At 65.2% G+C, this 26,263-nt stretch carries 24 protein-coding genes and 1 tRNA gene; 16 read left to right on the forward strand and 9 right to left on the reverse strand.

Annotated features, from left to right (window positions below; translation table 11 throughout):
- Positions 1 to 277: 277 nt before the first annotated feature.
- Both ABFE16_05335 and ABFE16_05340 read right to left on the reverse strand, forming a co-directional pair.
- On the reverse strand, positions 278 to 1,648 hold the full coding sequence (locus ABFE16_05335; protein MEN6344708.1) for a sulfatase: 1,371 nt from the start codon (positions 1,646 to 1,648) through the stop codon (positions 278 to 280).
- The gene (locus ABFE16_05340; GenBank protein MEN6344709.1) at positions 1,648 to 2,553 is read right to left on the reverse strand and encodes a diacylglycerol kinase family protein; all 906 of its coding nucleotides are present in this window, start codon (positions 2,551 to 2,553) and stop codon (positions 1,648 to 1,650) included. Before ABFE16_05340 ends, ABFE16_05335 begins: the two co-directional genes overlap by 1 nt.
- A 259-nt stretch (positions 2,554 to 2,812) precedes the next feature.
- Between ABFE16_05340 and ABFE16_05345 the strand changes: the two genes are divergently transcribed.
- The 16 genes from ABFE16_05345 to ABFE16_05420 all read left to right on the forward strand — a co-directional run bounded on the left by ABFE16_05345 (position 2,813) and on the right by ABFE16_05420 (position 18,332).
- On the forward strand, positions 2,813 to 3,142 hold the full coding sequence (locus ABFE16_05345; protein ID MEN6344710.1) for a hypothetical protein: 330 nt from the start codon (positions 2,813 to 2,815) through the stop codon (positions 3,140 to 3,142).
- A gap of 29 nt (positions 3,143 to 3,171) precedes the next feature.
- On the forward strand, positions 3,172 to 4,464 hold the full coding sequence (locus ABFE16_05350) for a glutamate-5-semialdehyde dehydrogenase (protein ID MEN6344711.1): 1,293 nt from the start codon (positions 3,172 to 3,174) through the stop codon (positions 4,462 to 4,464).
- Positions 4,465 to 4,512: 48 nt separating this feature from the next.
- Positions 4,513 to 5,640, forward strand: coding sequence for a glutamate 5-kinase (proB, locus tag ABFE16_05355; GenBank protein ID MEN6344712.1), 1,128 nt, complete (start codon positions 4,513 to 4,515; stop codon positions 5,638 to 5,640).
- A 119-nt stretch (positions 5,641 to 5,759) separates the two neighbouring features.
- Positions 5,760 to 7,214 carry a hypothetical protein gene (locus ABFE16_05360; protein ID MEN6344713.1) on the forward strand — a complete coding sequence of 485 codons (1,455 nt, stop codon included), beginning with the start codon at positions 5,760 to 5,762 and terminating at the stop codon, positions 7,212 to 7,214.
- Complete coding sequence (locus ABFE16_05365) at positions 7,160 to 8,053, forward strand: hypothetical protein (GenBank protein ID MEN6344714.1); 894 nt, start codon at positions 7,160 to 7,162, stop codon at positions 8,051 to 8,053. Before ABFE16_05360 ends, ABFE16_05365 begins: the two co-directional genes overlap by 55 nt.
- A 120-nt stretch (positions 8,054 to 8,173) precedes the next feature.
- Positions 8,174 to 11,227 carry a glycoside hydrolase domain-containing protein gene (locus tag ABFE16_05370; protein MEN6344715.1) on the forward strand — a complete coding sequence of 1,018 codons (3,054 nt, stop codon included), beginning with the start codon at positions 8,174 to 8,176 and terminating at the stop codon, positions 11,225 to 11,227.
- Between the two features lie 161 nt (positions 11,228 to 11,388).
- The gene (locus ABFE16_05375; protein ID MEN6344716.1) at positions 11,389 to 12,144 is read left to right on the forward strand and encodes an amidohydrolase family protein; all 756 of its coding nucleotides are present in this window, start codon (positions 11,389 to 11,391) and stop codon (positions 12,142 to 12,144) included.
- A gap of 195 nt (positions 12,145 to 12,339) precedes the next feature.
- The gene (locus ABFE16_05380) at positions 12,340 to 13,275 is read left to right on the forward strand and encodes a trypsin-like peptidase domain-containing protein (GenBank protein ID MEN6344717.1); all 936 of its coding nucleotides are present in this window, start codon (positions 12,340 to 12,342) and stop codon (positions 13,273 to 13,275) included.
- Positions 13,276 to 13,295: 20 nt separating this feature from the next.
- A complete protein-coding gene (locus tag ABFE16_05385; GenBank protein ID MEN6344718.1) occupies positions 13,296 to 13,565 on the forward strand; it encodes an EsaB/YukD family protein in 270 nt (89 codons plus the stop codon).
- 58 nt (positions 13,566 to 13,623) lie between these two features.
- On the forward strand, positions 13,624 to 14,826 hold the full coding sequence (locus ABFE16_05390) for a ThiF family adenylyltransferase (GenBank protein ID MEN6344719.1): 1,203 nt from the start codon (positions 13,624 to 13,626) through the stop codon (positions 14,824 to 14,826).
- Between the two features lie 12 nt (positions 14,827 to 14,838).
- Positions 14,839 to 15,852, forward strand: a complete 1,014-nt coding sequence (locus tag ABFE16_05395) for a LysM peptidoglycan-binding domain-containing protein (protein MEN6344720.1) — start codon at positions 14,839 to 14,841, stop codon at positions 15,850 to 15,852.
- On the forward strand, positions 15,842 to 16,558 hold the full coding sequence (locus tag ABFE16_05400) for a Mov34/MPN/PAD-1 family protein (protein ID MEN6344721.1): 717 nt from the start codon (positions 15,842 to 15,844) through the stop codon (positions 16,556 to 16,558). The genes ABFE16_05395 and ABFE16_05400 overlap by 11 nt, the downstream gene beginning before the upstream one ends.
- Before the next feature lie 76 nt (positions 16,559 to 16,634).
- Positions 16,635 to 17,186: a ubiquitin-conjugating enzyme E2 gene (locus ABFE16_05405; protein ID MEN6344722.1), complete on the forward strand. Its 552-nt coding sequence runs from the start codon at positions 16,635 to 16,637 to the stop codon at positions 17,184 to 17,186.
- A gap of 115 nt (positions 17,187 to 17,301) precedes the next feature.
- Positions 17,302 to 17,484: a hypothetical protein gene (locus tag ABFE16_05410; protein MEN6344723.1), complete on the forward strand. Its 183-nt coding sequence runs from the start codon at positions 17,302 to 17,304 to the stop codon at positions 17,482 to 17,484.
- 161 nt (positions 17,485 to 17,645) lie between these two features.
- Positions 17,646 to 17,721, forward strand: a tRNA-Ala gene (locus tag ABFE16_05415).
- Positions 17,722 to 17,888: 167 nt separating this feature from the next.
- On the forward strand, positions 17,889 to 18,332 hold the full coding sequence (locus ABFE16_05420; GenBank protein ID MEN6344724.1) for an Hsp20/alpha crystallin family protein: 444 nt from the start codon (positions 17,889 to 17,891) through the stop codon (positions 18,330 to 18,332).
- A 132-nt stretch (positions 18,333 to 18,464) separates the two neighbouring features.
- Here the strand turns inward: ABFE16_05420 and ABFE16_05425 are convergent, their stop codons facing one another.
- From ABFE16_05425 to atpH, 7 genes are all read right to left on the reverse strand, one after another.
- Positions 18,465 to 19,487: a rod shape-determining protein gene (locus tag ABFE16_05425; GenBank protein MEN6344725.1), complete on the reverse strand. Its 1,023-nt coding sequence runs from the start codon at positions 19,485 to 19,487 to the stop codon at positions 18,465 to 18,467.
- Complete coding sequence (gene murA / locus ABFE16_05430; GenBank protein MEN6344726.1) at positions 19,475 to 20,767, reverse strand: UDP-N-acetylglucosamine 1-carboxyvinyltransferase; 1,293 nt, start codon at positions 20,765 to 20,767, stop codon at positions 19,475 to 19,477. Before murA ends, ABFE16_05425 begins: the two co-directional genes overlap by 13 nt.
- Positions 20,768 to 21,143: 376 nt before the next feature.
- Positions 21,144 to 21,560: an ATP synthase F1 subunit epsilon gene (atpC, locus tag ABFE16_05435; protein ID MEN6344727.1), complete on the reverse strand. Its 417-nt coding sequence runs from the start codon at positions 21,558 to 21,560 to the stop codon at positions 21,144 to 21,146.
- A 74-nt stretch (positions 21,561 to 21,634) separates the two neighbouring features.
- Positions 21,635 to 23,035 (reverse strand): F0F1 ATP synthase subunit beta, encoded by a 1,401-nt coding sequence (atpD, locus tag ABFE16_05440; GenBank protein MEN6344728.1) that lies wholly within the window; start codon positions 23,033 to 23,035, stop codon positions 21,635 to 21,637.
- A 100-nt stretch (positions 23,036 to 23,135) separates the two neighbouring features.
- Entirely contained in the window at positions 23,136 to 23,999 is an 864-nt protein-coding gene (gene atpG, locus ABFE16_05445) for an ATP synthase F1 subunit gamma (GenBank protein ID MEN6344729.1), read from the reverse strand.
- Between the two features lie 75 nt (positions 24,000 to 24,074).
- Positions 24,075 to 25,580 (reverse strand): F0F1 ATP synthase subunit alpha, encoded by a 1,506-nt coding sequence (gene atpA, locus ABFE16_05450; protein MEN6344730.1) that lies wholly within the window; start codon positions 25,578 to 25,580, stop codon positions 24,075 to 24,077.
- A 117-nt stretch (positions 25,581 to 25,697) separates the two neighbouring features.
- Positions 25,698 to 26,246: an ATP synthase F1 subunit delta gene (gene atpH, locus ABFE16_05455; protein ID MEN6344731.1), complete on the reverse strand. Its 549-nt coding sequence runs from the start codon at positions 26,244 to 26,246 to the stop codon at positions 25,698 to 25,700.
- Positions 26,247 to 26,263: the final 17 nt, after the last annotated feature.

The raw sequence follows: 26,263 nt of genomic DNA on the forward strand, positions 1-26,263 counted from the left end.
GGAAAGTAACCATCGTAGCTTGCATGCGCAAGCTGCTGACCATGCTCAACGCGATCCTGGCGCAAGGCGTACCTTACCACCACCCCACGCCCGAAACGGCTTGACAAACATCACAGTTACTCTCCACGCGGTGGCGAGGGGGAAAGGCGACGGCGGAAGGCAAAGGCAACGGCATCTCGCCCGTGCTGTTGACTCTCATCACGACAAGAGGACGCCTTGCGGTCTCGGCGTGGGACGGAGCCCCACCCCCAGGGACGTGGACTAAGCTGTGTGCGGGCTAGAGCCACTTGAGGCTCGACATGAACCGCCGGAGCTGCAGCTCCAGGGCATCGGCACGCTCCTGCTCGCGCTCGACGACGTTCACCTGCTCGCGAGGGTCAGTGCGCAGGTTGTACAGCTCGCGGCCCGACGCCACCGGGATCTGCACCGGCACAGCCGGGTCTTTGGCGGCATCGAAGCCCTTCGCGCCGCCGAGGAACAGGTGCAGGCTCCAGTCGTGGTCGCGCCAGGTCCAGGATTTGCCGTGGTGTCCGATGCAGGCGAAGTCGCGCACGCTCTCGGTCTCGCCTCGTACGAGAGGCAGGATAGAGCGCCCGGTCTGCCCGTCCGGAGGGGCGACGCCGAGGAAGTCGTAGAGCGTCGGCGCCACATCGCAGAGCTGGAGGATACCGTCTGTCCGAGTGCCCGCGCCCGTGCCATCGGGAAGGCGAAGCAGGAAGGGCACATGGACGAGCTCCTCGTAGTTCCAGGGCCGGCATTTGCGGACGATACCGTGGTCGCCGAAGGGCTCACCGTGGTCGGTCGTGAAGAGGATCAGCGAGTTGTCGAAGTAGCCGAGGCGCCGGGCCTCCTGGAGTAGATAGCCGACCCAGCGGTCGACGAAACTGACCTCGCCGGCGTAAAGGGCCTTCGTGTTGCGCAGCTCCTCCTCGCTCATGTAGCCCTTCACCACGGAGGGCACCGGGTCCAGGATCTGCTTGCCCCGGTAGCTGCTGTCGGCGTAGCGGCGATAGAGGTCTTCCGGCGGGTCCCAGGGCTCATGAGGATCGAAGCAGTCGACCCAGAGGAGGAGGTTGTCGCGGCCCTTCATGCGCTCCAGCCACTCGGCGGCCCTGCGGCAGACCTGGGCGACGAAGTAGTCCTCCTCCGTGCGGCGGCGGGAGAGGTTGCGCAGGTACTGGCGGAAGCCGTCCTCGAACCAGGAGCTGCGCTCCTCCTGCGGATTGGGCTTGAAGTGCCGGGCCATGCCCGCGGAGACATCGAGGGTGTCATCGACGACCCAGGGATCGTACTCCTGGCCGCGGATGAACTCGGCGGTGTCGAAGCCGCGCGAATAGCCCATGGTGGGCTTGTGCATGTGGTAGACGTCGGTGATGAGGCCGGTGGTGAAACCCTTGTCCCAGAGCCACTCGGCCAGGACGATGTCTCGGGGCTCCAAAGCCTGCCAACCCCGGAAGGGAAGGGTGTGGCGACCCGTCCACATGGCCGTGCGAGTGGGCAAGGTCGGCAGGCCCTCGCTGAAGGCCTGGTCGAAGACCAGCGATTCGCGCGCGAAGGCGTCCAGATTGGGTGTGCTGATCCACTCATTGCCGTAGCAGCCCAGGTGGTCCAGGCGCAGGCTATCGGCCACGATCACAATCGCATTCATCAGCGTCCTCCCTTGGCGGTCACAGGCCCCGGTCGCCAGAGAAGCGCGCGACCGGGCGCTACACGCACCGACAGAGGCGTCTCGCCTCGTAGGTCGCCATCGACGTTGATCGGCACCGGCTCCTCGGCTTCGAGGTGGATGTCCTTGCCCCGCCAGGTATGCACTGCGGGATGGCTGAGGTGAGTGCCGTGCATCACCCGAGGGAAGCTGCGCAGGAACTCGAGGCGGCTCATCGCGCCCACGACGACGACATCGAGCCATCCGTCGTCGATCTCGGCCTGAGGCGCAATCTTCATCCCGGCACCGTAGGAGCGAGCGTTGGCAATTGCCGTTAGCAGGGCCGGGCCTTCCCAGTGCTGGTCATCGACGGTGAGCTTCATGCGAGTGCTGCGGAAGGTGCGGAACTCCCCGGCCACCGCGAGAAGGTAAGCCAGGAGACCGCCGACAGCGCGCGACTTGCGTGCCATCCGTCCGGCCACCCGGGAGTCGAAGCCGATTCCCAGGACGTTCACCGCCCACCATCGGCCGCCGTCGATCTCCAGGAGGTCCACCGGCTCCGGAGCTCCCTGGACCAACTGCGCGGCCGCGAGAGCAGGCTCCAGGGACAGGCCGAGCGTTCGAGCCATATCATTGCCGGTGCCTGCGGGGATGACACCGGCGGGGACTCCGGTGTCGAGCAATCCCGTGAGGACCTGGGAGAGGGTGCCGTCGCCACCGGCGGCGAAAACGGCGTCGACCCCGGCTTCAGCGCACTCGCCGGCCATATGCATGGCGTCGTCATGGGCGGTAGTGAGGTGGATCTCGACCTCCCAGCCAGCCTCGCGAAGGACCTCCTCAGCAGCGACTGCCGCCCGAGGCCCCCGTTGACGACCCGAGCGTGGATTGGCGATTACGGCGACGTGCACGACGTGTTGCTCCTGTTCGAGAAGGATTCAGCGGCGGTCCGCCGAAGTGTGCCAGCAGTCCTTGCGCCGTCCTGTGGGGTCGTGTAACATCATGAGCAGTCGGCCACAGCCAGACGATTTGTGCTGCCATTGCGGCATACCGGTTCCGCAGCACCTACGTGGGCTCCGGTGCCCGTACTGCGGGGCGGAGTTCACGCGATCGGACAGCCAGCCTTCCTCGACCGGCTACCTCACCCCGTTCGGATTCGGGATGTGTGGCGTGCTGATCGGCGGGCTCCTGGGCGCGACCCTTGCCCTCTGTTCCGAGAGCTTGCGCCTGGGCGACCCGCGTCTACTTTTGTTCCCTGTGGCGGGTGCCTGCACCTGCGCCCTGGCGACCACGTGGGTAGGTGTGAGGCTTGATGCGGGTGTTCGCAGAGGCTATGAAGTGTTGCTGTTCGCGCTGGCCGTCGCCGGATTCGGCGTGCTGACCCTGGCTCTCGCCGGCGTCACTTCGCTGGAGACGCTGGGAGTTGCAGGGGTCTGTGCCCTGTTAGTGGCGGTCCCGGCGGTCTCAAGGTTCGTACACAAGGCAGCGCCCCAGCCCTGATCAGGCCGGGCCCTTCAGGAGGTTTCGACATGAGCGTTCACGATGCGGTTGTTGAGCGCGCACGCCGCGCGAAAGAGGCCAGTGCCGCCCTGCGCAGTGCCTCGACCGACACCAAGAACAAGGCGCTCCGGCGCATGGCGGAGCTGCTCCGAGCCAAGCACGCCAAGATCACTCGCGCCAATGCCATTGACATGGAGAACGGGCAGACCAAGGGCCTGTCCTCGGCGATGCTGGACCGACTGCGGCTGGACGAGAAGCGGATCGAGGACATGGCGATTGCCTGCGAGGAGATCGCCAGCCTCGAGGACCCGGTCGGCCACGTGCTCGACGAGTGGGAACGGCCGAATGGGATGAGGATTCAGAAGGTCGCCGTGCCGATGGGTGTCATCGGGATCATCTACGAGTCCCGGCCGAATGTGACGGTGGACTCGGTGGCCCTGTGCCTGAAGGCCGGGAACACGGTGCTGCTGCGTGGCGGCTCGGAGGCCATCAACTCCAACGTCGCACTGGCCGAGATCCTGCAGGATGCCTGCGAGCAGGTCGGCCTCCCCGCAAGCTGCGTGGAGATCATGAACATCACCGACCGCGAGGCCGTGCGGGAGATGTCGCGCTGCGACCAGTTCCTGAGCCTCATCATCCCCCGGGGCGGGCATGACCTGATCCGTGCCGTGACGGAGAACGCGACGGTGCCGACGCTGAAGCACGACCGCGGGATGACCCAGATCTACGTGGACGAGACCTGTGACGTGGACATGGCGGTCAAGGTGGTCCACAACTCCAAGGTGCAGCGGCCGGGTGTATGCAATGCGGTGGAGAACCTGTTCATCCACAGTGGGAATACGGAAGCCGCCGGGGCGATCCTGAAGGACCTCAAGGAAGCGGGCGTGGAGCTCCGAGGCTGCCTGCGCACCTGCTCGCTGGTCGAGGGCATCAGCCGGGCCAGTGACGAGGACTTCGACACCGAGTACCTGGACCTGGTGCTGTCCGTCAAGCTGGTCGACTCCCTGGAGGAGGCCATTGCCGAAATCGGGCTCCACTCCAGCGGGCTCACGGAGTGCATCCTCACCGACAACCAGGAGAACGCCGACCGGTTCCTGCGCGAGGTCGACTCCGCCGCTGTGTATCATAACGTTGCGACGCGTTTCACCGATGGCGGGCAATTCGGCCTCGGCGCCGAGATCGGGATCTCGACCGACAAGATCCATGCTCGCGGCCCGGTGGGTGTACGCGAGCTGACCACCTACAAGTATGTCGTCAGGGGCAACGGCCAGTGCCGTGACGCCGCTGACGCCGCCATGCAGACGGTGCGGAAGTGGTCCTAGGGGTCGACGCAGCACATACCGCCACGGAGTGACACGAACTCTCTCTCGATGAAGGATTTACGCTCTCCCCTCAAGTCTGCGGAACGCGTCGTCATCAAGATCGGCACCCGCATCGTCACGGGGAAGGGTCCAGGACTCGACGCCGAGTTCCTGGACGGTCTTGCACGCCAGGTTGCGCGGCTCAGCGAGCGTGGCTGTCAGGCCGTCCTGGTCACTTCCGGCGCTGTGCATCTTGGGCGCAGGGCCCTGGGGCTGAAGGCGAAGTCGGAGGACATCAGCCTGCGTCAGGCTGCAGCGGCGGTTGGTCAGCCCGAGCTGATGCGCAACTACATGGAGGCCTTCGCCGCCCATGGGCTGATCACGGCGCAGCTTCTGCTGACCCGTGACGATGTGCAGGACCGGCACCGCTACCTGCACCTGAGCAACACCCTCGCGACACTTCTCAAGCGCCACGTGGTGCCGATCATCAACGAGAATGACAGCGTATCGGTCGAGGGCGTCACCTTCGTCGAGAATGACGTCCTGGCCGCGCTGGTCGCTGCGAAGACCCGCGCCGATGTGCTCATCTTCCTGTCGGACTCCGACGGCCTGTTCACCGGCAACCCCAAGACCAACGCCGACGCGTGCCTGATTCCGGTGGTGCAGCCGGGCGATGATGTGAGCCGCTTCGCCGACGGCGCCGGCGGCCCGGAGAGTCGTGGTGGCATGGAGAAGAAGTGCGAGGCGGCCCGGATGGCTGCGGCAGCGGGGATCCCGGCGGTCATGGTCAACGGGCTGGAGCACAACATCGTGCTGCGAGTCCTCGACGGCGAGGAGATTGGGACGATCTTCGTGGGCGGTCATGTGATTCCGGCTCGGAAGCGCTGGATCGCCACCGCCGCGCGTGCCCGGGGAGAGATCGTGGTGGATGCGGGCGCCTGCCGGGCACTGACCAGTGCGCGAGGCAGCAGCTTGCTCCCCATCGGTGTGGTGGAGGTGCGTGGTGAGTTTCAGGCCGGTGACCTGGTGCGGGTTCTCGGTCCGGAAGGTGCGGAAGTGGGTCGCGGACTGGTGAACTACTCCTCCGATGAGATCCTCAAGATCCGCGGGCATCAGTCCAGCGAGATCATCGACCTTCTCGGCCACGTCGGACACGCCGAGGTCATCCACCGTGACAACATGGCGCTCGTGAGTTAGTCATCGCATCGCCTGACGGGCGCCGAAGTGAACCCGAAAGGAGGGCGCTGCGCATGACCCATCCGAGTGGTCTCCCCCACCGTCCGCAATCCACCCTCGCCTCCCGGAGGTGGTGCCTGATGACTGCTCTGGTCCTCGTGGCAGCACTGACGGCGGCCGCCGTGCAAGCGGAAGTCGAGGTCCGTGCCGGAGCCGGTGGTGTCTCACTTGCGGCGGGAGCGCCCGGGCACCTCGAGGCTCTCCTTACGGGTGTCTCCTACCAGGCCGTGGACGACGCCGGTCTGGTATTCAAGACCACGGACGCCCGGCTTGAGCCGACGGGCGAGGTTGCGTTCTCGCTGGAAGGCCCGGCTGCTGCCGAGGCGAAGGTCACGGCTCGTCTCTCCCCGCTGCTTCATGGGTTTCGCCTCGACTGGTCCATTGTCTACACCGGCGCTAAGCGCAAGTGGGATGGCTGGGCCAGCGGGTTCCGCTACAGCTTCGCCCGGGAGAACTCGGGAGCGAAGAGCTGTCCGGTGACTCGGTGGGTCAGGCCCACGGGTGCCAAGTCCTGGGAAGTGCCCGGCGACGCCCTCTACCCCGACCTGGAGTGGCAGCTCCGCCAGGTGATCTTTGGCGATACCGCGCTGGTGATCGCCGACTCCGAGTACAACCCCGACTGGTTCTATCAGGGCGACCTGCGTCGTGTGGGATCCTCTCGCCGCGCCTTGCCCTCTGAGCCGCCCTTCGAGATCCACAACTCGACGGCTTTCCTCATCTTGCCCACTGCTGAGTTGGACCCGGTGCGTGTTGCGGCTGAGGCTGCCGGACGGCCTCTCACAGTCGCGCTCAGCACGGGACGGACAGGCAACCTGTTCGCTCCGCAGGAGCCCATCAGTCTCAAGGCGACCGTCGACAACGTCAGCACAGAGAGTCGGACGGGCAAGCTCGCAGTGACGGTACACGACTACCAGGGCAACCAGCTCCTCGACACCAGCTACCCCGTGGCGCTCGGGCCGCTGGCGAGGACGGAACTCGCAGTTAGTCTGCCGGGACAGCCCCGGGGAGTGCTCTTCGTCGACTACCGCCTGTCCTGGGAAGGTGGCGAGTACGCCGGCCGGACGACGGTGGGCATCCTGCCGGATCGCAAGGCTACGGGCACGCTGGCCTCCTCGCCCTTTGGTATGTCCTCGCTCATTGCCACGCCGGAGCGCTACCCGGATCAGTATGACTTCGCCACGGTCTCGGCTCTCAGGAGCGGATTGGCGTGCGCTGGCTCCGGACAAGCCCCTTCACGCTCAAGGAGACCTACACTCCGGATGACGATCAGCGGGCTCACCAGCGCATTGACCTGCTGGCCTCACGAGGGATCCTGCCGCATGTGCATCCGAGCGCGAGCATGCCGAAGGAAGGCGAGGAGGAGACCTTCCGCAAGACCTTCAAGGCGGCGTTGCAGCGTTTCAGTTGGACGGGGCCCTACTGGGAGCTGGGCAATGAGTACAACCTGGGCGTCGCTTCGGCCCCGGACTACGTCAACCGGATGCTGCGACCGATCTATGAGGTCACGCGAGAGGCGTTCCCGCAGGGCAAGGTGATGTGCGCCGGGCTGGGCGGAGTGCACAAGCCCTGGTTCCCGGACTTCGTCAAGGCCGGTGGGCTGGAGGCCTGCGACGTGCTGTCGGTGCATCCGGGTTGTCATCCGCGTGCGCCGGAGTTCTGGGAAGGCTTCACGGGCTGGGTGTTCCGGCCGCAGATGCTGGAGGCGATGCGGACTGCTGCCGAGCATGGGAACAAGGAAGTCTGGGTCACGGAGGCCTATGCGCCGACGTCGCCGGGACGCAAGTACGTGGACCTACGGACCTCGGCGGACTACCTTGTCCGGACCTATGCGTGCTCGCTGGCGCTGGGCGTCCGCGTGATTGAGTGGTACACCTTCCAGGATGGGACGTGGTTCTCGCAGCGCCCGCGACCGGACGATATCGAGCACAACTTCGGCATCGTCTACACCGACCTGACGCCCAAGCCGGCCTATGTTGCCTACGGAGTCATGACCGAGCAACTGGAGGGTGCGACCTGCCAGGGGCGGCTGGACCTTGGTGCCGAGGACCTGTACGGGGTGCGCTTTGACCGTGCGGGTCAGCCCGTGGATGTGCTTTGGTCGTACCGGGAGAAGCACGAGACGGATGTGGCGGGCTGGCCGCCGGAGAAGTACGCGGACGTCGCTCGCGTGGCCTCTGAGCCCTGGGTGGAGCGCTGGAAGGCGCCTGTGACGGTAACGCTCCCGGCAGCCGGAAGGGTGACGGTGACTGATGTCATGGGCAGGACCCGGACGCTGCAGCCCGAGGGCGGTCAGGTGACCCTGAGCTTGACGGGCTCGCCGGTCTATGTGACGGGCCTGGGCCAAGTGCCGCTGCGGAAGGTCTTCTGGGAGTAGCTCTGGGCCTGGGAGTTGCAGTGTGGGTTCGGGTTCGGAGGCAGGTGAAAGTGCCTGTCTCGGGCAATATGCGCGGTGTGTACTGTCACCATTGCTCCTGATACGTGGAGGGTGATCGCTGTGGGCAAGACATGGCTTCTGTGCCTGGTGGCCCTGACGGTTTGTTCGCTGGGCTGGAGTGCTCCGTCCTTGCTGGCCACTCGTGTTGGGGCGCGTCTGCCGGTTCTGGATGGCGAAGTGTTGTCGGACGCCGCCTGGACTGCGGCACCGGCCGCCTCGGGCTTCACGCTCCTGGGCAAGCCGGGGGTTGCTGCGACGCAGACCACTGAGGTGAAGGTGCTGTTTGATGAGCGCAACCTCTACATCGCCTTCGTCTGCCGCGAAGCGCAGATGGATAAGGTCGTGTCCGGTGTCACGACGGCGGACGGACCGGTGTATAACGACGACAGCGTCGAGGTCTTCCTGGCGCCCACGGCCGACCGCACCGTGTATTACCACTTTGTGGTGAACCCCCTGGGCGTGGTGCTGGATGAACTGCGCCAGGAGGGGAAGTACAACACGGGAGCCCGGGCAGCGGCCAAGAAGGGCAAGGAGCTCTGGAGCGTCGAGCTGGCAGTTCCGCTGGCCTCGCTGGGGATCGACGAGACCACGACGGGCACCTGGGCTGTGAACTTCTGCCGTGAGGAGCGGCCCACGGGCGAGCTGAGCTGCTGGTCGCCGTGCTCCTCCGGGTTCCACGAGCCCGCAGCCTTCGGCACCCTTACGGGGCTGTCGGTCAACTTCGCGCCGCTCATGACGGCCTCACTGCGGCAGCGGATCGGGGCCTACACCGAGGAGCTGACACAGCTTCAGCGAGAGGCCCGTCCCTATGGTACTCTCGAAGCCGGGCGCATCGTTCTCGGTGCCACGGACCGCCGGCTGTCGGAACTGGAGGGCATGCGCAACGCCCTCAGCCGCCGCTTCGACGTGGTCAAGGCACAGGAACTCGGCAGGGGTCTTGCCGACGTCGCGCAGGCGACCGCGGAGATCAGGGCACGCGTGGGGCGGCTGCCGCTGGTGGCCAAGGCAGGTCGTACCGGCTACGTGGTCTGCCAGGAGAGCACGATGGTGAAGGTGCGTCCTGACAAGCCCTATGCCGCGAATCCGGCCGGGCAGGTCAGCGTCAGTCTGGCACGCAACGAGTACGAGGCTGCGCAACTGGTGCTCATCCCGCTCAGCGACACCTTGCGCAAGGTGACTGTGACCGCGGGCGAGTTGACCGGTCCGAAGCGCGTCAAGCTTGCGGCGGAGAACGTCAGCGTGAGGGTCGTCGGGTATGTTGACGTGAAGCAGAAGTCTGGCAGAGCGCCGATGGACCCCGGTCTGATGCCCGATCCACTCCTGCCAAACGCACCAACGGATGTGGACCGGACGCGAGTGCAGTCCTGGTGGGTCACGGTACATGCTCCCAAGGACCAGCCCGCCGGAATCTACCGGGGCACGATTGTTGTGCATCCGCACAACGCGCCGGAAACCAAGATCCCGCTGCAGGTACGGGTCTGGAACTTCACGCTGCCGACCACTTCGCGACTGCGGAGTTCCTACGGGATCAACATGGCGATGGTGTACAGCCGCTATGACATCGCCCCCGGACCGGGACAGCCGACAGGCTGGAATGCCGGTGCCTGGGTCGGCGCGGATACCCAGGGACGGGCCAACTACTTCGGCAAGATGGACTACGACCTGGCCTTCGACTATGACGTGAAGTACAAGGGGAAGCGGTCGTGCCGGGTTCACATCGCCAGTCTCGAGAAGGGCACGGTGGAGTCTCCGCGCTTTGCGTATCACACCAACGAACTGGACGTGAAGCCGAACACGGAGTACGAGGTCTCGGTGTGGTACCGGACGGCCCCGGGGGAAAAGAGCGGAGCGTCCTTCTATCTAGGTGGCGCCGGTGCGATGGGACTGCCTGCCACCGAGGGACAGTGGAAGCAGGGCGTGTACAGCTTCAACACCAAGGACCTGATCAAGCTGCGAGTCTACCTGAAGACCGAGACGGTGGGTACGGTGTGGTTCGATAACGCTCGTCTCGCACCGAAGGGCGCCGGGGCTGAAGTGAACCTGCTGCCGAACCCGGACTTCGAGGGCGGCGACGAGACTGCCCGCGACCGGCTGCAGGAGGCGTACTACCTCAACGCCCTGGAGCACCGCTGCAGCCCGACCAGTCTGGTGGCGCCGAAGATCACCATCGACGCGGACAACCGGGTCAGCATGGACTGGACGGAGTTCGACGCGAAGATGGCGCGGTACATCGCCGCGGGTCTGTCGGCCTTCAATGTGTACTGGTGCCGGCTCCCGAGCGGCTGGGGAACGGTGGAGACGGTGGAGGACCAGAAGCGGATCGATCAGGCGCGGCAATTGCTGCAGCAGACCCAGGCACACCTGGAGGAGAAGGGCTGGACGCACCTGGCCTACATCTACACCATCGACGAGCCGGGCGCGAAGGCCTTCCCGCAGGTGAAGCAGGCCTTCGAGCTGGCGCACTCGACGGCACCGAAGCTCAAGACGCTCCTCACCTACGGCTACGGGGCAAGCAAGCCGATCGAACCGGGCGCTCCCAAGTATGCCGACCTGTCGGGGTTCGTCGACATCCATGTGCCGCACTCGGACTGCTTCGAGCCGATCTACCTGCAGAAGCGACAGCAAGCCGGTGACGAGATCTGGGCCTACGTGTGCATCTCGGCTCAGCGGCCATACCTGAACTGTTGGGGCGTGGACTACCCGGGGCTTGACCACCGGCTGCTGTTCTGGCAGCTCTTCGACCACGATATCACCGGGTTCCTGTACTGGCAGATCAACTACTGGAAGGCCGACCCGTGGACCGACACGCTCACCTACCCCGGTGGCAACGGTGACGGCTCGCTGATCTACCCGGCGCAGGACGGCCCGGTGGATTCGCTGCGCTGGGAGCTGTGCCGCGATGGTACGGAAGACTATGACATGCTCGCGATGCTGCGAGATACGCTGGCTGCGGCGAAGGCCAAGGGCTATCGCGGAAACGCCGACGCGTACCTGAAGTTCCCGCAACTGACGAAGTCGTGGACCGAGTACACCGAGAACCCACGCCTGCTCGAGGAGCAGCGCCAGAAGGTCGGCAACTACCTGGAGCAGCTCACGAGGATCGCGGAGCGGTAGTCTGGGAACCGGGCTGCCAGGACGGCAGCGCACGGTCGTCTCGCGTTACCCTGGGCCGTCGGGAATCTCGGCAGAAGGCTGAGTCATCCCTGGCGGCCCGGTTGTGTCGCTGGAGGATGCAGAGCAACGCCTGATTCAGGGCCGGACGGCGAGGTTGTCTCATGATCGTCGATGCACACGCACATTTGGGATACGACTTCATCTTTGACGAGGACTTCACGGCGCAGGCGCTGCTCGACAGCCAGGAAGCGAACGGCATCGACGTGACGCTGGTGCAGCCCGGCACGGCGCATGACCTGGCAACCGTGCAGCGCTACCATGATGCCATCGCGGAGCTGGCACGAGAGCATCCGGGGCACTTCCGGGGTATCGCGAATCCGAACCCGCACCTGCCCGGGGACGACTATGAGGTGGAGGTTCGCCGCTGCGTCGAGGACCTGGGGTTCGTCGGGATCAAGATGCATCCGACGGCTCACGCGGTGAACCCGGTGGGTAAGCACGGACGCCGGGTCTTCGCGATGGCCCACAGTCTGGGCGTGCCGGTGATGGTTCATACGGGAGCGGGCATCCCCTGGTCGGCGCCGTCCTTGCTGGGGCCGATCGCCGGGGAGTACCCGGACCTGCCGATCGTCATCGCCCACTGCGGGATGATGGTGCTGGCGGGCGAGGCCGGGCAGCTTGCCGGCGCTCATGACAAGGTCTATCTCGAGGCCAGTTGGACAGCCGGCTTCCTGATCCGCGAGTGGGTGCGAACCCTTGGCGAGGACCGAGTGATGCTCGGCTCGGATCACGCGGACAACGCCGCGACGGAGATTGCAAAGGTCCGGTCCTGTGGGCTCGACGCATCTGGGCAACAGGCAGTGCTGGGCAGGAATGCCGCGGAGGTCTTCGGTCTGGCTTGCCAGTCCTCCAGGTAGGCCGCGCCTTCGGGCGATCACCGGAGGCCTTGGGGCGTTTTTCGGACGCTGGAACAGGACTGCCGCGCGAAGGTGTTGTGAATAGCGAGACATGCGAGGCCTGAGTCCGAAGGGAAAGGTCGGGCCCCGCGAGGGCCGCATCTTTCACACTTGCGAGGCGCTGTGCTACACTATTCGGCGCCGAGGGGAATTCGTATGATACGCTCCATGGGGAGCTTGAGGCTGACCGGAGCCCTGCTTACGCTGGTGGCGCTCACCGGCAGCTTGGGCCTTGCTAGCGCGCAGGACATCAGTGCGGCCGTTGAGCGCGTCGACCCGGCGGTGGTGACCCTCAAGGCGGAGGATCGGGAAGGCGCAGGTTTCGTCGTGAATGAGGCGGGGAACCTGGTCACCAATGCGCACGTGGTCGGTGGCGCCCGCGAGGTGGACGTTCGCTTCACCGACGGGAAGGTCCAGAAGGCCCAGGTTGTCGCCAGCGACGACAAGAAGGACCTGGCCGTCCTGAAACTGGCGGAGAACGCGAAGGCCTATGCCGAACTGGGAGCCACGGCGAACCTCAAGCCGGGTGCCGAGGTAGCTGCCCTGGGCGCGCCGCTGGGCCTGGAGAACTCCGTCACCAAGGGTGTTATCAGCTCGAAACCGCGGCGGATCGACGGCAACGACTACCTGCAGATTGACGCGGCGCTGAATCCGGGCAACTCCGGTGGCCCTGTGATTGACGGTCGTGGCGCCGTGGTCGGGGTTAGCACCATCGTGGCCCGACGTGCGGAGAACGTCGGCTTTGCGGTTCCGTCGGACGTTCTGGCCGCTTTTCTGGACCAGCACAAGATTGCGTATCACGTGATCTCCGGCGATACGCTGCAGGCACCGGCACCCGCACCGGCACCCGCTGCACCGACTCAGGGCACTCCGTCCTCTCCTACACCCTTTGGGGAGGAGGCGCCGACGAACCTGCTGCTGGTGATCACGGTGGCTGCCGGGGTCGCCATCCTGTGCTCGGTCGTCACGAGCCTGCTTGTCCTGCGCCTGACGCTGCACAGGGCCACGCAACGCCTGGCAGCGAACACGCCCTTGTCGATCAACCCGCCGGTGCAGGAGGACTTGTCCGACGTCGATATCACGCTTCACTGATCTGGGGAGGCCCGAGAATCGTGGGCAAAGTCAGCGTAACTGTCATGGATACCACCGGCAACAAGGAGCAGCAGGCCAGCCTGCCCGACGATGCGCCGGTGCGTCGCATCATCGCCAAGCTGGTGCAGATGATGAGCCTGCCGACGGTCGGCCCCGACGGCCAGCCGATGAGCTACAAGTTCCACCACAAGGCCTCCGGCAAGCAGCTCTCCGACGAGCAGACCCTCTCCGAGGCCGGTGTTCAGGACGGCGACGTCCTGCGCCTGCAGCCTGAGATCACGGCCGGCTAGGCCGGCGCCCTCTCTGAGCACCACTTTGGCGACCCGGCCGGCGTCCATCGGGAGCATCATGGCTCAGGAACCCGCATCGCAATCGGAAGTGCTCGACGTCACGCTGGAGGAGGACCGCTATTCGCGCCTCCGCCTGATTCCGTGGTGGAGTCAGGAACGCCTGGCAGCGGCCCGAGTCCTGGTCGTGGGCGCCGGTGCGCTGGGCAACGAGATCTGCAAGAATCTCGCGCTGCTCGGCGTGGGTCGCGTCATGGTCATCGACCTGGACAGCATCGAGGACACCAACCTGACCCGCAGCGTCCTGTTTCGGCACCGCGATCAGGGGCGACCGAAGGCTGAGGTCGTGGCGGAAGCCATGCGGGACCTCAACCCGGACGTGCGAGTGGAACCCGTGGTCGGCAATGTGCTGCACGATCTGGGCGCCGGCGTGTTCGGCGAGATGGACCTTGTTTTGGGCGCCCTGGACAACCGCGAGGCACGGGTACACATCAATGCCACCTGCTGGAGACTGGGCAAGCCCTGGATTGACGGGGCCATTGAAGTCGTGCAGGGCGTTGCTCGGATGTTCGTGCCACCCGAGGGTCCGTGCTATGAGTGCACCATGTCGGCCCTCGACTACCGGCTGATGTCGATGCGGCGCTCCTGCGCACTGCTGACCCGGGAGGAAGTGCTGCAAGGGAAGATCCCGACGACCCCGACGACGGCCTCGGTGATCGCAGGGATTCAGGTGCAGGAGGCCATCAAGTGGCTGCACCGGGACCGTGGCCTGCCACTGCTGGCCGGTAAGGGGTTCGTCTTCAACGGCCTGACCCATGACTCTTATGTCGTCGAGTACCAGCGCCGCGAGGACTGCCCGGCTCATGACGAGGTCGGCGAGATTGTGCCGCTGGACCTGCGGGCCTCGACGGTGACCCTCGGCGAGATGCTGGAGCACGTGCGGGAGCAGGTCTCCCCGCAGGCGATTCTGGAGTTCGACCGCGAGATCTGCACCGCCTTCGTCTGCCACCACTGCAACAGCCGGGAGCCGGTGTTCGCGCTACTGGGCACACTCACGGCCGGCGATGCCGTCTGCCCCGAATGTGGCGAGGCACGGGAGCCGGAGATGACGCACGCGGTCTGCGGGACCGAGCCCTACCTGGACCGGACGCTTGCGCAGATGGGTATCCCGCCCTACGATCTTGTGAGAGGTCGCGAGGGCATGAAGGCACGGCACTTCCTGCTTGCCGGAGACCGGCAAGAGACTCTCGGCGTACTGGCCTGAACGGCAACCAACATGAACGAGCCCAGCGACGAGCTTGAGGTTGAGATCACCGGCAGCGCAGCGGGGACACGAACCGCGGCGACGCCGGTCGTGTTTGTGACCGACCAGGCCCTGCGCGAGATGCGGGCCCATGCGGCCGAGGACACCAGCAAGGAGCGTGCAGGGATCCTCGTTGGATCGGCGGCAGCCTCCTCCGAAGGCACGCTGGTGTCCGTCGAGGCGATGATTCCGGCGCTGCACACCGAGGCACATCGCGGCAGCGTGACCTTCACGCACGAGACCTGGACGCAGATCAACGCCTGCAAGGACCGCGACTACCCGGACCTGCGCATCGTCGGCTGGTACCACACGCACCCGGGGTTCGGGCTGTTTCTGTCTGACTACGACAAGTTCATCCACACCAACTTCTTCAGTCTGCCCTGGCAGGTGGCGCTGGTTGTCGACCCGCGGGCAGAGGAGTCCGGGGTCTTCGTCTGGCGCAACGGGCAACTGGCCGGTCCGCTCGATCCGCGGCTTGTGGCCCAGACGGGTGCGGAGATGCCTATGCCTACCATGCCCCAGATAGCCGCCGCACCGACGCCGACCCCGCGCGGTGCTTCGCGAGTGTGGCAATGGTGTGTGTCGGCGCTGCTCGTGGTGGTGCTGGGGCTGCAAGGCTTCCAGTTGTACTCGTCGCGGATCAAGCCGCCGGAGCCTACGGCGGTGGTAGCCAGTGCGCCGGCACCAGTGCACACCGAGTCACCTGAGCTAGCGGCGGAGGTCAGGGCACTCAAGGAGCAGGTCGCCTCGCTGCAGACTGAGGTGACCCGTGGGAAGCCCGCACCTGCCGGCGAAGCGGAGCAGAAGTACACGGTGCAGCGTGGGGATAGTCTGTGGCGGATTGCGCGGCGTGTCTACGGGGATGGGAACCTGTGGGGAGCCATCGCGCTGGCGAACGGTCTCAAGGGGAACGACCTCGAGCCCGGCATGGTGCTGAAGATCCCGAAGCCACAGGTGCCAAAGGGTGAAGCCCCGGATGCCGGATGAGGAACCGGGCAAGGAAGAGGCAGAGGAGCCGGACGACCTCTCGGATGTGGAGATCGAGACGCCGGGGGTGTGGGAAGAGCGCCTGACGGAGGCGCTCACGCCCTCAGAAGACCCGGGGATGGTCGTCGCCGCCTGTGGCCACCCGCAAGGTGAGCCACGGGTCTACCTGCACGCCGAGGTGCTGAGCCGGATTCTCGAGCATACCCGTGGAGAGACCTCGCGCGAAGTTGGCGGGGTATTGCTGGGCAGCTTCTACCTGAGCCACGACCGGCGTGTAACCGATGTGCGTGGCGCCGTTCGGGCTCCCCTGACTCGGGCCGGGCAGGCGCATGTGACCTTCTCGCATGATACCTGGGCCGCAATCTTCCAGTCGGTCGACCCGGAGCCGGGCCGATCGATCGTCGGGTGGTACCATAGCCATCCGAACTTCGGCATCTTCCTGAGCCGCCAGGATGTCTTCATCCAGGAGAACTTCTTCGACAGCCAGGGACACATCGCGCTGGTGATCGACCCGCTCCGGCATCAGGCCGGAGTCTTCAGGTGGGAGGAAGGGCGGGTCTGCCCCGCCCCGGGGTTTTGGATCAGCGAAGAGGAAGGCAAGGAGGAGAAGGCGCGACGGCTCGCCAAGATGCTCTCGTACCGTACGAGTCGCAACGCCACGCCCGGATTCCTGCAGCGGATGCTGGGTCGGTTTCGACGCCGCTGAAGATGCACCCAAGGCGGGGCCTCGCGGCTCTTTCGGGTGCCAATCACAACCAAAGACTAGTAGGTAGACCCCCACCATGAACGCTCGACTACGCCGGCTTTACGCCGACTCCCAGAAGATCCAGGATGAGTTCACAGGCCACCCGCACATCGAGGTGGTGCCGCTTCTGGGAGACCCGCCGGAAGCCTACCAAATCACGTACCATGTCACGGGGCTGCGGCTGGACCGGGCAACCAACCGGCCCGTGCGGATTCGTGAGCATCGGGCACGGATCCACCTGCACCAGAACTACCCGCGCGAGAAGCCGAAGTGCGTGATGGACACGGACATCTTCCATCCGAACATTGGTCCCTACATCTGCATCGACGACTACTGGGCTGCGGGCGAGAGCATTGCGGATGTGATCATTCAGATCGGTGAGATGATCCAGTACCGGAACTACAACACCAAGAGTCCCCTGAACGCCGTGGCCGCACGATGGGCTGAGCAGAACCGCCACCTGCTCCCGGTAGGGGACGTGGACCTGTACCAGCCGGAGATAGAGATTGATCTGCTGGGCACGCCGACTGACAAGCAGGGACCGCGAGGTCACAGTGAGGGTGATCAGGTGGACATTCAGTTGAAGTAGGTTTACCGCCGCGTCGCCTTTTCTTGCGCCCATCTTGACTTTTTCTTGCTTATTTGCTACAGTATACCGTAACGCTACTGCCCTGCCGGGGCAGCAAGGCCAGGAGATGGCCGCCATGCTTGGTAGACTGCGCATAAGGCGCAAGCGGCGGAAGGGCCTCACAACGGTTGAGTACGCGCTGATGCTGTTTTTCTTCGCAGTCACGTGCATCTTCGGCTTCCCGAGCCTGGCCAAGAGCACTATGAGGACAGTCACGAACACAGGGGATTGTATCGACCGTTGTGCGGCGACCCGCTAGGGGCGAGTTGCAGCCGGTTGCAGTTCACCTGCGGTAACCGACGTGTCAGGGATCCGGGGAGCCGGCACGGGGTGAGCTCGGGCTCGTGCCGGCGTGACGGTTCGCTTGCGAGAGGGTTGACAGGCGGGGCGGATCGCGGCATAATGGCAACTCACACCCTTGGGCGAGTAGCTCAGCTGGGAGAGCGCCTCCCTCGCACGGAGGAGGTCGAGAGTTCGAATCTCTTCTCGTCCACCATGTGGCCACTCAGCCGCCGACCGAAAATGGTTGGCGGCTTTTGTGTATCTGGGGTCAGGGGCGGCGGCAGGTTATCTCGGGAACCCTAAGCATGTGTGATAGCATTACACTAAGGGTATACCGTCGCAAGCAGGAACTATTGAACCGAGCACGGGGAGGTGCTTACTATGTCGATTATCCGATGGCGTCGTCCAGAAAGCTTGCCCACTGTCTTCGATGAGATCGACAGGGCCGTTGACGATTTCCTGCGGTACCCTCTGCGCCGCGCCGTATACCACGATGCTGTGGAGTTCGGCCCGGCCGTGGATGTGTACCAGACAGAGGACGAGGTCGTAGTGAAGGCGGAGCTGCCGGGAGCCAAGCGCGAGGACATCACCCTGACGCTGGAAGAGGGTGGCCTGGTGCTCGCCGGGTCTACCTCGCATGAGGAGGAAACGACCGAAGAGGGGTACTACCGCAAGGAGATCCGCCGGGGGCAGTTCCGGCGCTTCATCTCGCTGCCGGCACCCGTCAAGGCCGAGGAGATGACCGCGACCTTCGACAACGGGGTCCTGACCGTCCGGGGGCCGAAGGCTTCCGAGGACAAGGGCAAGAAGATCGAAGTGAAGTAGTCTGCACCGGCGCCCGAGGGCGCCTGGGAAGCGTCAACGGAGGCCGGGTCGCGAGGAATCGTGGCCCGGCCTTTTTCGTGTGGGGATAGTTTCGCAGGGGCGGATCAGGGAAGGAGAGGGCGAAGGCGCCTCTCAGTGGGCTGCCAGCGACCGTACGCCGAGGGGCAAGGTATCGATCTCGTCGAGGACCTTGCCGGTCCCGATGGCGACGCAACTGATGGGGTCGTCGGCGATGCGAACCGGGATGCCGGTCTCGATCTCAAGCAGTTGGTCGATACCGCGGAGCAGCGCGCCGCCACCGGTCAGGGTGATGCCGCGCTCGATGATATCGGCGGCGAGCTCCGGGGGCGTATGCTCGAGGATGGCCTTGACCCGGCCGACGATCTGTGAGACGCCCTCGGAGATGGAGTAGCGCACCTCCACCGAGCTGACGCTCACGGTCTTGGGGAGGCCGGAGATGATATCGCGACCGCGGACCTCGGTGTCGAGCTCCTCGGCCATCTCGAAGGCGGAGCCGATGTCCATCTTGATGCGTTCCGCCGTGGGCTCACCGATATCCAGACTGTAGACGCGCTTGATGTGCCGGACGATGGACTCGTCGAGGTGGTTCCCGCCAATGCGCAGGGAGTCGCTGACGACGATTCCACCCAGGGAGATGACCGCGATGTCGGTGGTACCGCCGCCTACATCGACGACCATGTTGCCGCCAGGCGTGGCGATGGGCAGGCCCGCGCCGATGGCGGCGGCCATGGGTTCCTCGATGGGAATGGCTTCGCGTGCACCGGCGGACCGGGCAGCATCGAGTGCGGCACGACGTTCGACGCTGGTGGCGGCGGAGGGAATGCAGATCACAACGAGCGGCTTGGAGAATCGGGCACGCTTGCCACAGGCCCTGCGGATCAGGTGGGCGAGCATGTCGCGGGTGATGGTGTAGTCGGCGATGACGCCGTCGCGGAGTGGCCGAATGGCCACGATGTTGCCGGGGGTGCGGCCGAGCATCTCACGGGCTGCCTCGCCAACCGCCAAGACACGTCGAAGCCGTCGCTCGACGGCGACCACGGAGGGTTCGCGGATGACAATGCCGCGTTTCCGGGCAAAGACGACGATGTTTGCGGTACCCAGGTCAATGCCCAGGCGGTCGCCTAGGCCAAACATAGTGCCTTCCTGCTTTGCAGGTCACTGCAGCGCACGATGTCGGCACCAATCGAGCGCAGCTTGCCCTCGAGGTTGTCGTAACCGCGATCCAGGAATCCGGCGCCGCTGATTCCGGTCTGTCCCTCTGCCACGAGGCCCGCGATCACCAGAGCGGCGCCCGCCCGGATGTCGGTGGCCTCAACAGGTGCCGCATAGAGACGCGGCTGGCCCTTGATGATGGCTGCGCTGTCAACGATGCGTACGTGTGCCCCCATGCGTGCGAGCTCATCGGTGTAGTTGTAGCGGGCATCGAAGATGGTCTCTTCGATGATCGAGGTGCCCTTGGCAATGGCGGCGAGGACACCGTGGCAGGGCTGCAGGTCGGTGGGATAGCCGGGATAGGGCGCCGTCACGATGTCGACGGGAAGCGGCCGGCCGGAAGCGCGGACGCGGACCCAGTTCGGCCCGGTCGTGACGGAGGCACCGGCACGGCGCAGGACATCGAGGACGATCTCCATGTGGTCCGGAGCACAGTCTTCGATGGTGACGTCGCCGGTTGCGGCAGCCACCGCGTACATGAAGGTGCCAGCCTCCATGCGGTCGGGAATGGCGCGGGTCTCGGCCTCGTGGAGTCTGTCGACGCCACGGATGATGACGGTGGCAGAGCCTACGCCGGTGATGTCGGCCCCGCACTTGATGAGGAACTCCTGGCAACTGACCACTTCAGGCTCACGCGAGGCATTCTCGATGATCGTGGTGCCCTCGGCCAGGGCGGAGGCGAGCATGATGTTGACGGTTGCGCCGACACTTCGCATCCGGGGGTCCATGAAGATTCGGGTGCCGCGGAGACGGGAAGCTTTGGCCCGTACGACGCCGTTGCGCTCCTCGACGCGCGCACCAAGGGCCTTGAAGCCCTGAACGTGGAAGTCGACGGGGCGATGACCGATGACGCATCCACCCGGGAGAGGCACCTCACAGGAGCCGAAACGGGCCAGCAGTGGTCCCGCCACGTAGAAGGAGGCCCGCATCTTGCGGACCAGTTCGTAGGGCGCCGCGAGGGCGGTGATGTTGCGTGCATCGATCCTGAGCTTCCTCGGGGCCACGAACTCGCACTTGGCACCGAGGGCGCGAAGCATCTCGATCATCGTACCAACATCCTCGATATCGGGGATGTTGTCGACGACGGTCTCGCCTTCGACCAAGAGCGACGCGGCCAGAAGGGGTAAGGCACCGTTCTTGGAGCCACTGGCTCGAACACGGCCTGCCAGCGGCTTCCCACCGGTCACTAGAATCTCATCCACGGATAAAGGCCCCCTTAGCGGCTTGTGGCGTGAGAGCGAAGTTCGTCAGCGTCGCCCGCCCACCGGGGCGGTTCCCTCCACGCTGACCTGATCTGCAATGGGCCGCCACGTTCCCCACTATACCACTTCTTCGTCACGTTGAGAATGACCTTCCAGCCAGGGCCTCGCCGGCATCTGCTCGGCGCCTCAGCCCTTCCTTCGGTATCGCCTCTGCGTACAGGCAAGCGCAGCAAGGCGGAGGTGAGGTACCCTCAGAGTTGGGTGGTACGTTGCGCCCGGGGCTGTTCGCGCAGCCGGTGCCGGAAAAGGAAGATGGCCCGCGTGCTCGCACACAGGCCATCGGAAGGCTGAACTCTCGGGTGGAGGGACTGCTAGGTCAGGCCGAGCGCCCTGCTACCTTGAGGCGGTTGAGGGCCCGGCGGAGCGCGATCTCTGCCCGGCGCAGGTCCGTGTCGGGCGTCCGGCTGTTCAGTCGGTCGCGGGCACGCGTCTCGGCCGCCTGGGCTCGGGACACGTCGATCTTGTGGTTCTCCTCGACGGCGTCGGCGAGGATCACGACCTGGGAGGGCATGACTTCGCAGATTCCGCCGGAGCAGGCGAAGCAACGCGCGACCTTCTTGCTGGGCTCCCGGACGAGGAGCGTGCCGACGGTAAGCTCAGCAACCAGGGGTGCATGGCCCCGCTTGACGCCGAAGTAGCCATCGGCGCCCGGCGCTCGCAAGGACTCCACGGGGCACTGAAGGACCACGCCCTCCTGGGTCACAATCTGCAGTTGAAAGGTGGCTGCTGCCATAGCGACTCACTCACCGACCGGCTTCCGCAGCCCGAGAAGGCAGCGCCGTACCGGCCTGTCGATCTGGGCCAGGGTTACGCCTTGGCGGTCTTGTGGGCTGCGGCGACGGCATCGTCAATCGTCGCAACCATGCGGAAGGCGTCTTCGGGCAGGTCATCGTGGCGTCCCTCGAGGATCTCCTCGAAGGCGCGGACTGTCTCTTCGACCGGGACGTAGGCGCCAGGAATGCCGGTGAAGACCTCGGCGACGAACATGGGCTGGGTCAGGAACTGCTGGATACGTCGTGCCCGGGCTACGGTCAGTTTGTCCTCGTCGGAGAGCTCATCGATGCCCAGGATGGCGATGATGTCGCGCAGGTCCTTGTAGCGCTGCAGTATCTGCTGGACACCACGGGCGACCCGGTAATGGCGCTCGCCAACCACACGCGGATCGAGAAGTCGTGAGGCGGAGTCCAGCGGGTCGACGGCCGGGTAGACTGCCTGGGCGAAGAGCTCACGGGACAGGGAAACGTTGGCGTCCAAGTGGCTGAAGGTCGTTGCCGGCGCAGGGTCGGTGTAGTCGTCGGCGGGAACGTAGATGGCCTGCACGGAAGTGATGGAGCCCTTGACCGTGGAGGTGATGCGCTCCTGGAGGTCGCCCATCTCCGTCGACAGCGTGGGCTGGTAACCGACTGCGGAAGGCATTCGGCCCAGAAGAGCCGAGACTTCCGACCCGGCCTGGGTGAAGCGGAAGATGTTGTCCACGAAGAGCAGTACGTCCTGGCCCTCTTCGTCGCGGAAGTACTCGGCCATGGTGAGGGCGGAGAGAGCGACTCGCAGGCGGGCTCCCGGTGGCTCGTTCATCTGGCCAAAGACCAGGATGGTCTGGCCAAGGACGCCGGCCTCCTGCATTTCGAGCCAGGTGCTGTTGCCCTCACGGGTGCGCTCCCCAACGCCAGCGAAGACCGAGACACCCTCGTGCTTGGTGGCGACGTTGTGGATGAGCTCCATGATCAGAACGGTCTTGCCGACGCCGGCACCACCGAAGAGGCCGATCTTGCCGCCTCGGGGGAAGGGGCACAGGAGGTCAATGACCTTGATACCGGTCTCGAACTGCTCTTCGGCCACGCTCTGCTGGTCGAAGGTCGGTGCAGGTCGGTGGATGGGCCATCGCTGCTCTGCCTCGACCGGCCCGAGGTTGTCGATGGGGTTGCCGAGCAGGTCGAAGAGGCGTCCCAGGGTTGCTTTGCCCACGGGGACGGTGATCTGGCCGCCAGTATCCTCGACCGGCATACCGCGGACGAGGCCGTCCGTGGTGTCCATCGCAACGCAGCGGACAACGTCGTCGCCGAGGTGCTGGGCGACCTCCACAATCAGCTCGGTGTTCTTGGCCTCGTCTTTGATTCGCAGGGCCTGCAGCAAGGGAGGAAGCGAATCTGCAGGGAAGCGGATATCAACGACAGGACCCCGTACGGCAGTTACCTTGCCCTGTGCCATGTTAGTCATCCTAGCTGAAACGAGCTGGTGGGTGTCTTGGGCGGCCTGCGGTCTTGCGACCGGACCTGGCTTGAAGCGGAGCTCCGGCTATGCAGGAGAGCTACTCCGCCAAGGCGTCGGCGCCCGCGATGACCTCCAGGAGTTCGTTGGTGATCTGCGTCTGTCGAGCACGGTTGAAGTCACGCGTCAGGGTGACGATCATTTCCTCGGCGTTGTCCGTCGCGGTGGTCATGGCGGTCATCCGCGCGCCCTCTTCGGAGGCGGCAGCATTGAGCAACATTTCGTAGACCGCGGCGTCCGTTGCACGAGGGAGAAGCGAAGCCAGCAGTTGCTCCGCCGGGGGCTCGAAGAGGATCGAGCGGGCCGCGTCGCCGTTCTTGGCAGCCTCAGGAGGCGCGATGGGGAGCAGTTGCCTTGCCGTCGGCACATGCCGCATGGCGGAGTAGAAGCGGCTGTACAGGACGTGGACCTCGCCGACCTGGTTGGTCAGGAGCATGGTCTGGAGCTGACGGGATAGCTGCCTGGCCATGGTGGCTCGCCCGGCGTCATCGGGAGAGGGATAGGACTGCACCACATCCCAGGGGCCCTTCGCGAAGGATTGGGCGGCCTTCGGGCCGATGGTGATGAGCTTGACGGGACGATCCAGGCCACTAAGGAAGCCGGCCGCTTCGCGCAAGAGGGTAACGTTGAAGCTGCCGCATAGGCCGCGAGATCCGGCGATGACCACGACCCCTACGGGCTCAACGTCGCGCGGCTCCAGGAAGGGGTGGCTGATCTCGCCAACGCGGCCGGCGACATCACGCAAGATTTGGTCGAGGCGGTCCCAGTAGACGCGGCCGTTCTCCACGGCGCCCTGCACGCGGCGCAGCTTGGCAGCCGCGACCATCTTCATGGCTCGCGTGATCTTCCAGATGCTCTGGACGGTATGGGTTTTGCGTCGTATCGCGCGTAGGTTCTGTGGCATGTGTTGCTCGCGGGACTCTCGGTCCCTAACGCTTCCTCAGAAGTCGGCCCGGGATCGTGGTACCAGAACGGACAGTTAGCCGGCGGCCTTCTTGGCCTCTGCAATCGCCTTGCCCAGCAGCTCTACGTTCTCGTCGGAGAGGGCTTTACTGGCGCGCATCTCGGCGATCAGTTGCGGGTACTTGTCGTGCACGTGCTTGATGATCTTGGGCTCCAGCTCGCGGATCTGGTTGGTCTCGACGTCTTCATAGAAGCCGCGGGTGCCGGCGAAGATGGCGATGGTCTGATCCTCGGTGGCGAGCGGGCTGTACTGGTCCTGCTTGAGCACCTCGACCATGCGCTGACCGCGAGCGAGGATGGCGCGCGTCTGCTCGTCGAGGTCAGAGGAGAACTGAGCGAAGGCCTCGTACTCGCGGAAGGAAGCCAGATCCAGCTTCAGGCGGCCGGCCACGCTCTTCATCATCTTGGTCTGAGCGGCGGAACCGACACGGGACACCGAGCGGCCAACGTCGATGGCGGGTCGGATGCCCTGGTAGAACAGGTCGGGCTCCAGGTAGATCTGGCCATCGGTGATCGAGATCACGTTGGTCGGGATGTAGGCAGAGAAGTCGCCTTCCTGGGTCTCAACGATCGGCAGAGCGGTGAGCGATCCGCCACCCAGCTCGTCGTTGAGCTTGCAGGCGCGCTCCAGAAGCCGCGAGTGCAGGTTGAAGATGTCGCCGGGATAGGCTTCGCGGCCCGGCGGACGACGGAGCAGCAGAGAGACCTGGCGGTATGCAACGGCGTGCTTGGACAGGTCATCATAGACGATAAGGGCATGGCCGCCGTTGTCGCGGACCTGCTCGCCGATGGTGCACCCGGCGTAAGGGGCGATGTACTGCAGCGCTGCGGGGTCACTGGCGGTAGCGGCAACGATGCAGGTGTACTCCAGCGCGCCGTATTCGGCGAGGGTCGCGGCCACACGTCGAACGGTGGACAACTTCTGACCGATGGCGACGTAGATGCACTTCACGCCGCTGTTGCGCTGGTTGATGATGGTGTCGATGGCGATTGCGCTCTTGCCGATCTGGCGGTCGCCAATGATGAGCTCGCGCTGGCCACGGCCGATCGGGGTCATGGAGTCGACGGCCTTGAGGCCGGTCTCCAGGGGCTCACTCACCGGCTGGCGCTCGACGACGCCGGGAGCCTTGACCTCGATGAGGCGCGTCTCGTCACTGTCCACCGGGCCCTTGCCGTCCAGTGGCTCACCCAGGGGAGAGACGACGCGGCCAAACAGGGCGTCACCGACCTTGGTCTCGGCGATGCGGCCGGTTGCGCGGACCGTGTCGCCCTCCTCGATGCCGGTGTCGGGGCCCATGAGAATGCAGCCGACGTTGTCTTCCTCGAGGTTCAGCGCGATGCCCTGAACGCCGCCGGGGAACTCGACCAACTCGGAGGACATGACGTTCTCAAGGCCGTAGACATGGGCGATACCGTCGCCGACCTGCAGGACGACGCCCACATCCTCCATCTTCAGCTTTGACTCGAAACGCTCAATCTCCTGGCGCAAGACCTTGGAGACTTCCTCAGCTCGCAGAGGCAAGGCATGTCACCTCGTTAGAAACCATATGTGTAAGGGAGTGGGACAGACCTGGGTCCTTCTCCCCCGTCGCGGTTACCCACAGACCGCTCCAACAACCCCAGGGGTTGGACCGCAACACTAACTAGATGGCGCGGTGGCTATCCGGCCGACCATTTCCTGCAGCCAGCCCTGCAACGACCCGTCCATCACCCGGCCGAGGAGATGGACCCGCGCGCCACCCAGGATCTCGGGTACGAGCTTGAACTCAGCCACCACGGGCCTGCCGACGAGCCTGGCAAGTGCGCTTTGTAGGCGCTGCTGCTGCTCGGCATCCGGCTCCCAGGCGACCTCGACGAAGGCTCGGACCCGTCCCGCATCCTCATCCGCGAAGTCCGTGAAGACGTCCGAGGCACCGAGGAGAACCTCGGCTCGGTGCTTCTCCAGGAGCACGTCGAGAAGGCCGGCCACGGTTGTTGAAGGCGCCTCACCGGCGACCTTCCGCAGGAGATCGCGCTTCTCGGCCACTGTGATCCCCGGGTGCTGAAGGACTTCAAGGGTCCTCGGGTCGCGAGTGACGGCCTCCTGCAGCCGGGCCAACTCTTCACGCACCGGCTCCACCTGTCCAGCGTCAGCGGCCAGGCGGTAGACGGCAGCGACGTATCTTCGGATGAGAGTGCGGTCGATCATGAGTCTATCTCACAGTG

Source organism: Armatimonadia bacterium (assembly GCA_039679385.1).
Lineage (GTDB): Bacteria > Armatimonadota > Zipacnadia > Zipacnadales > JABUFB01 > JAJFTQ01.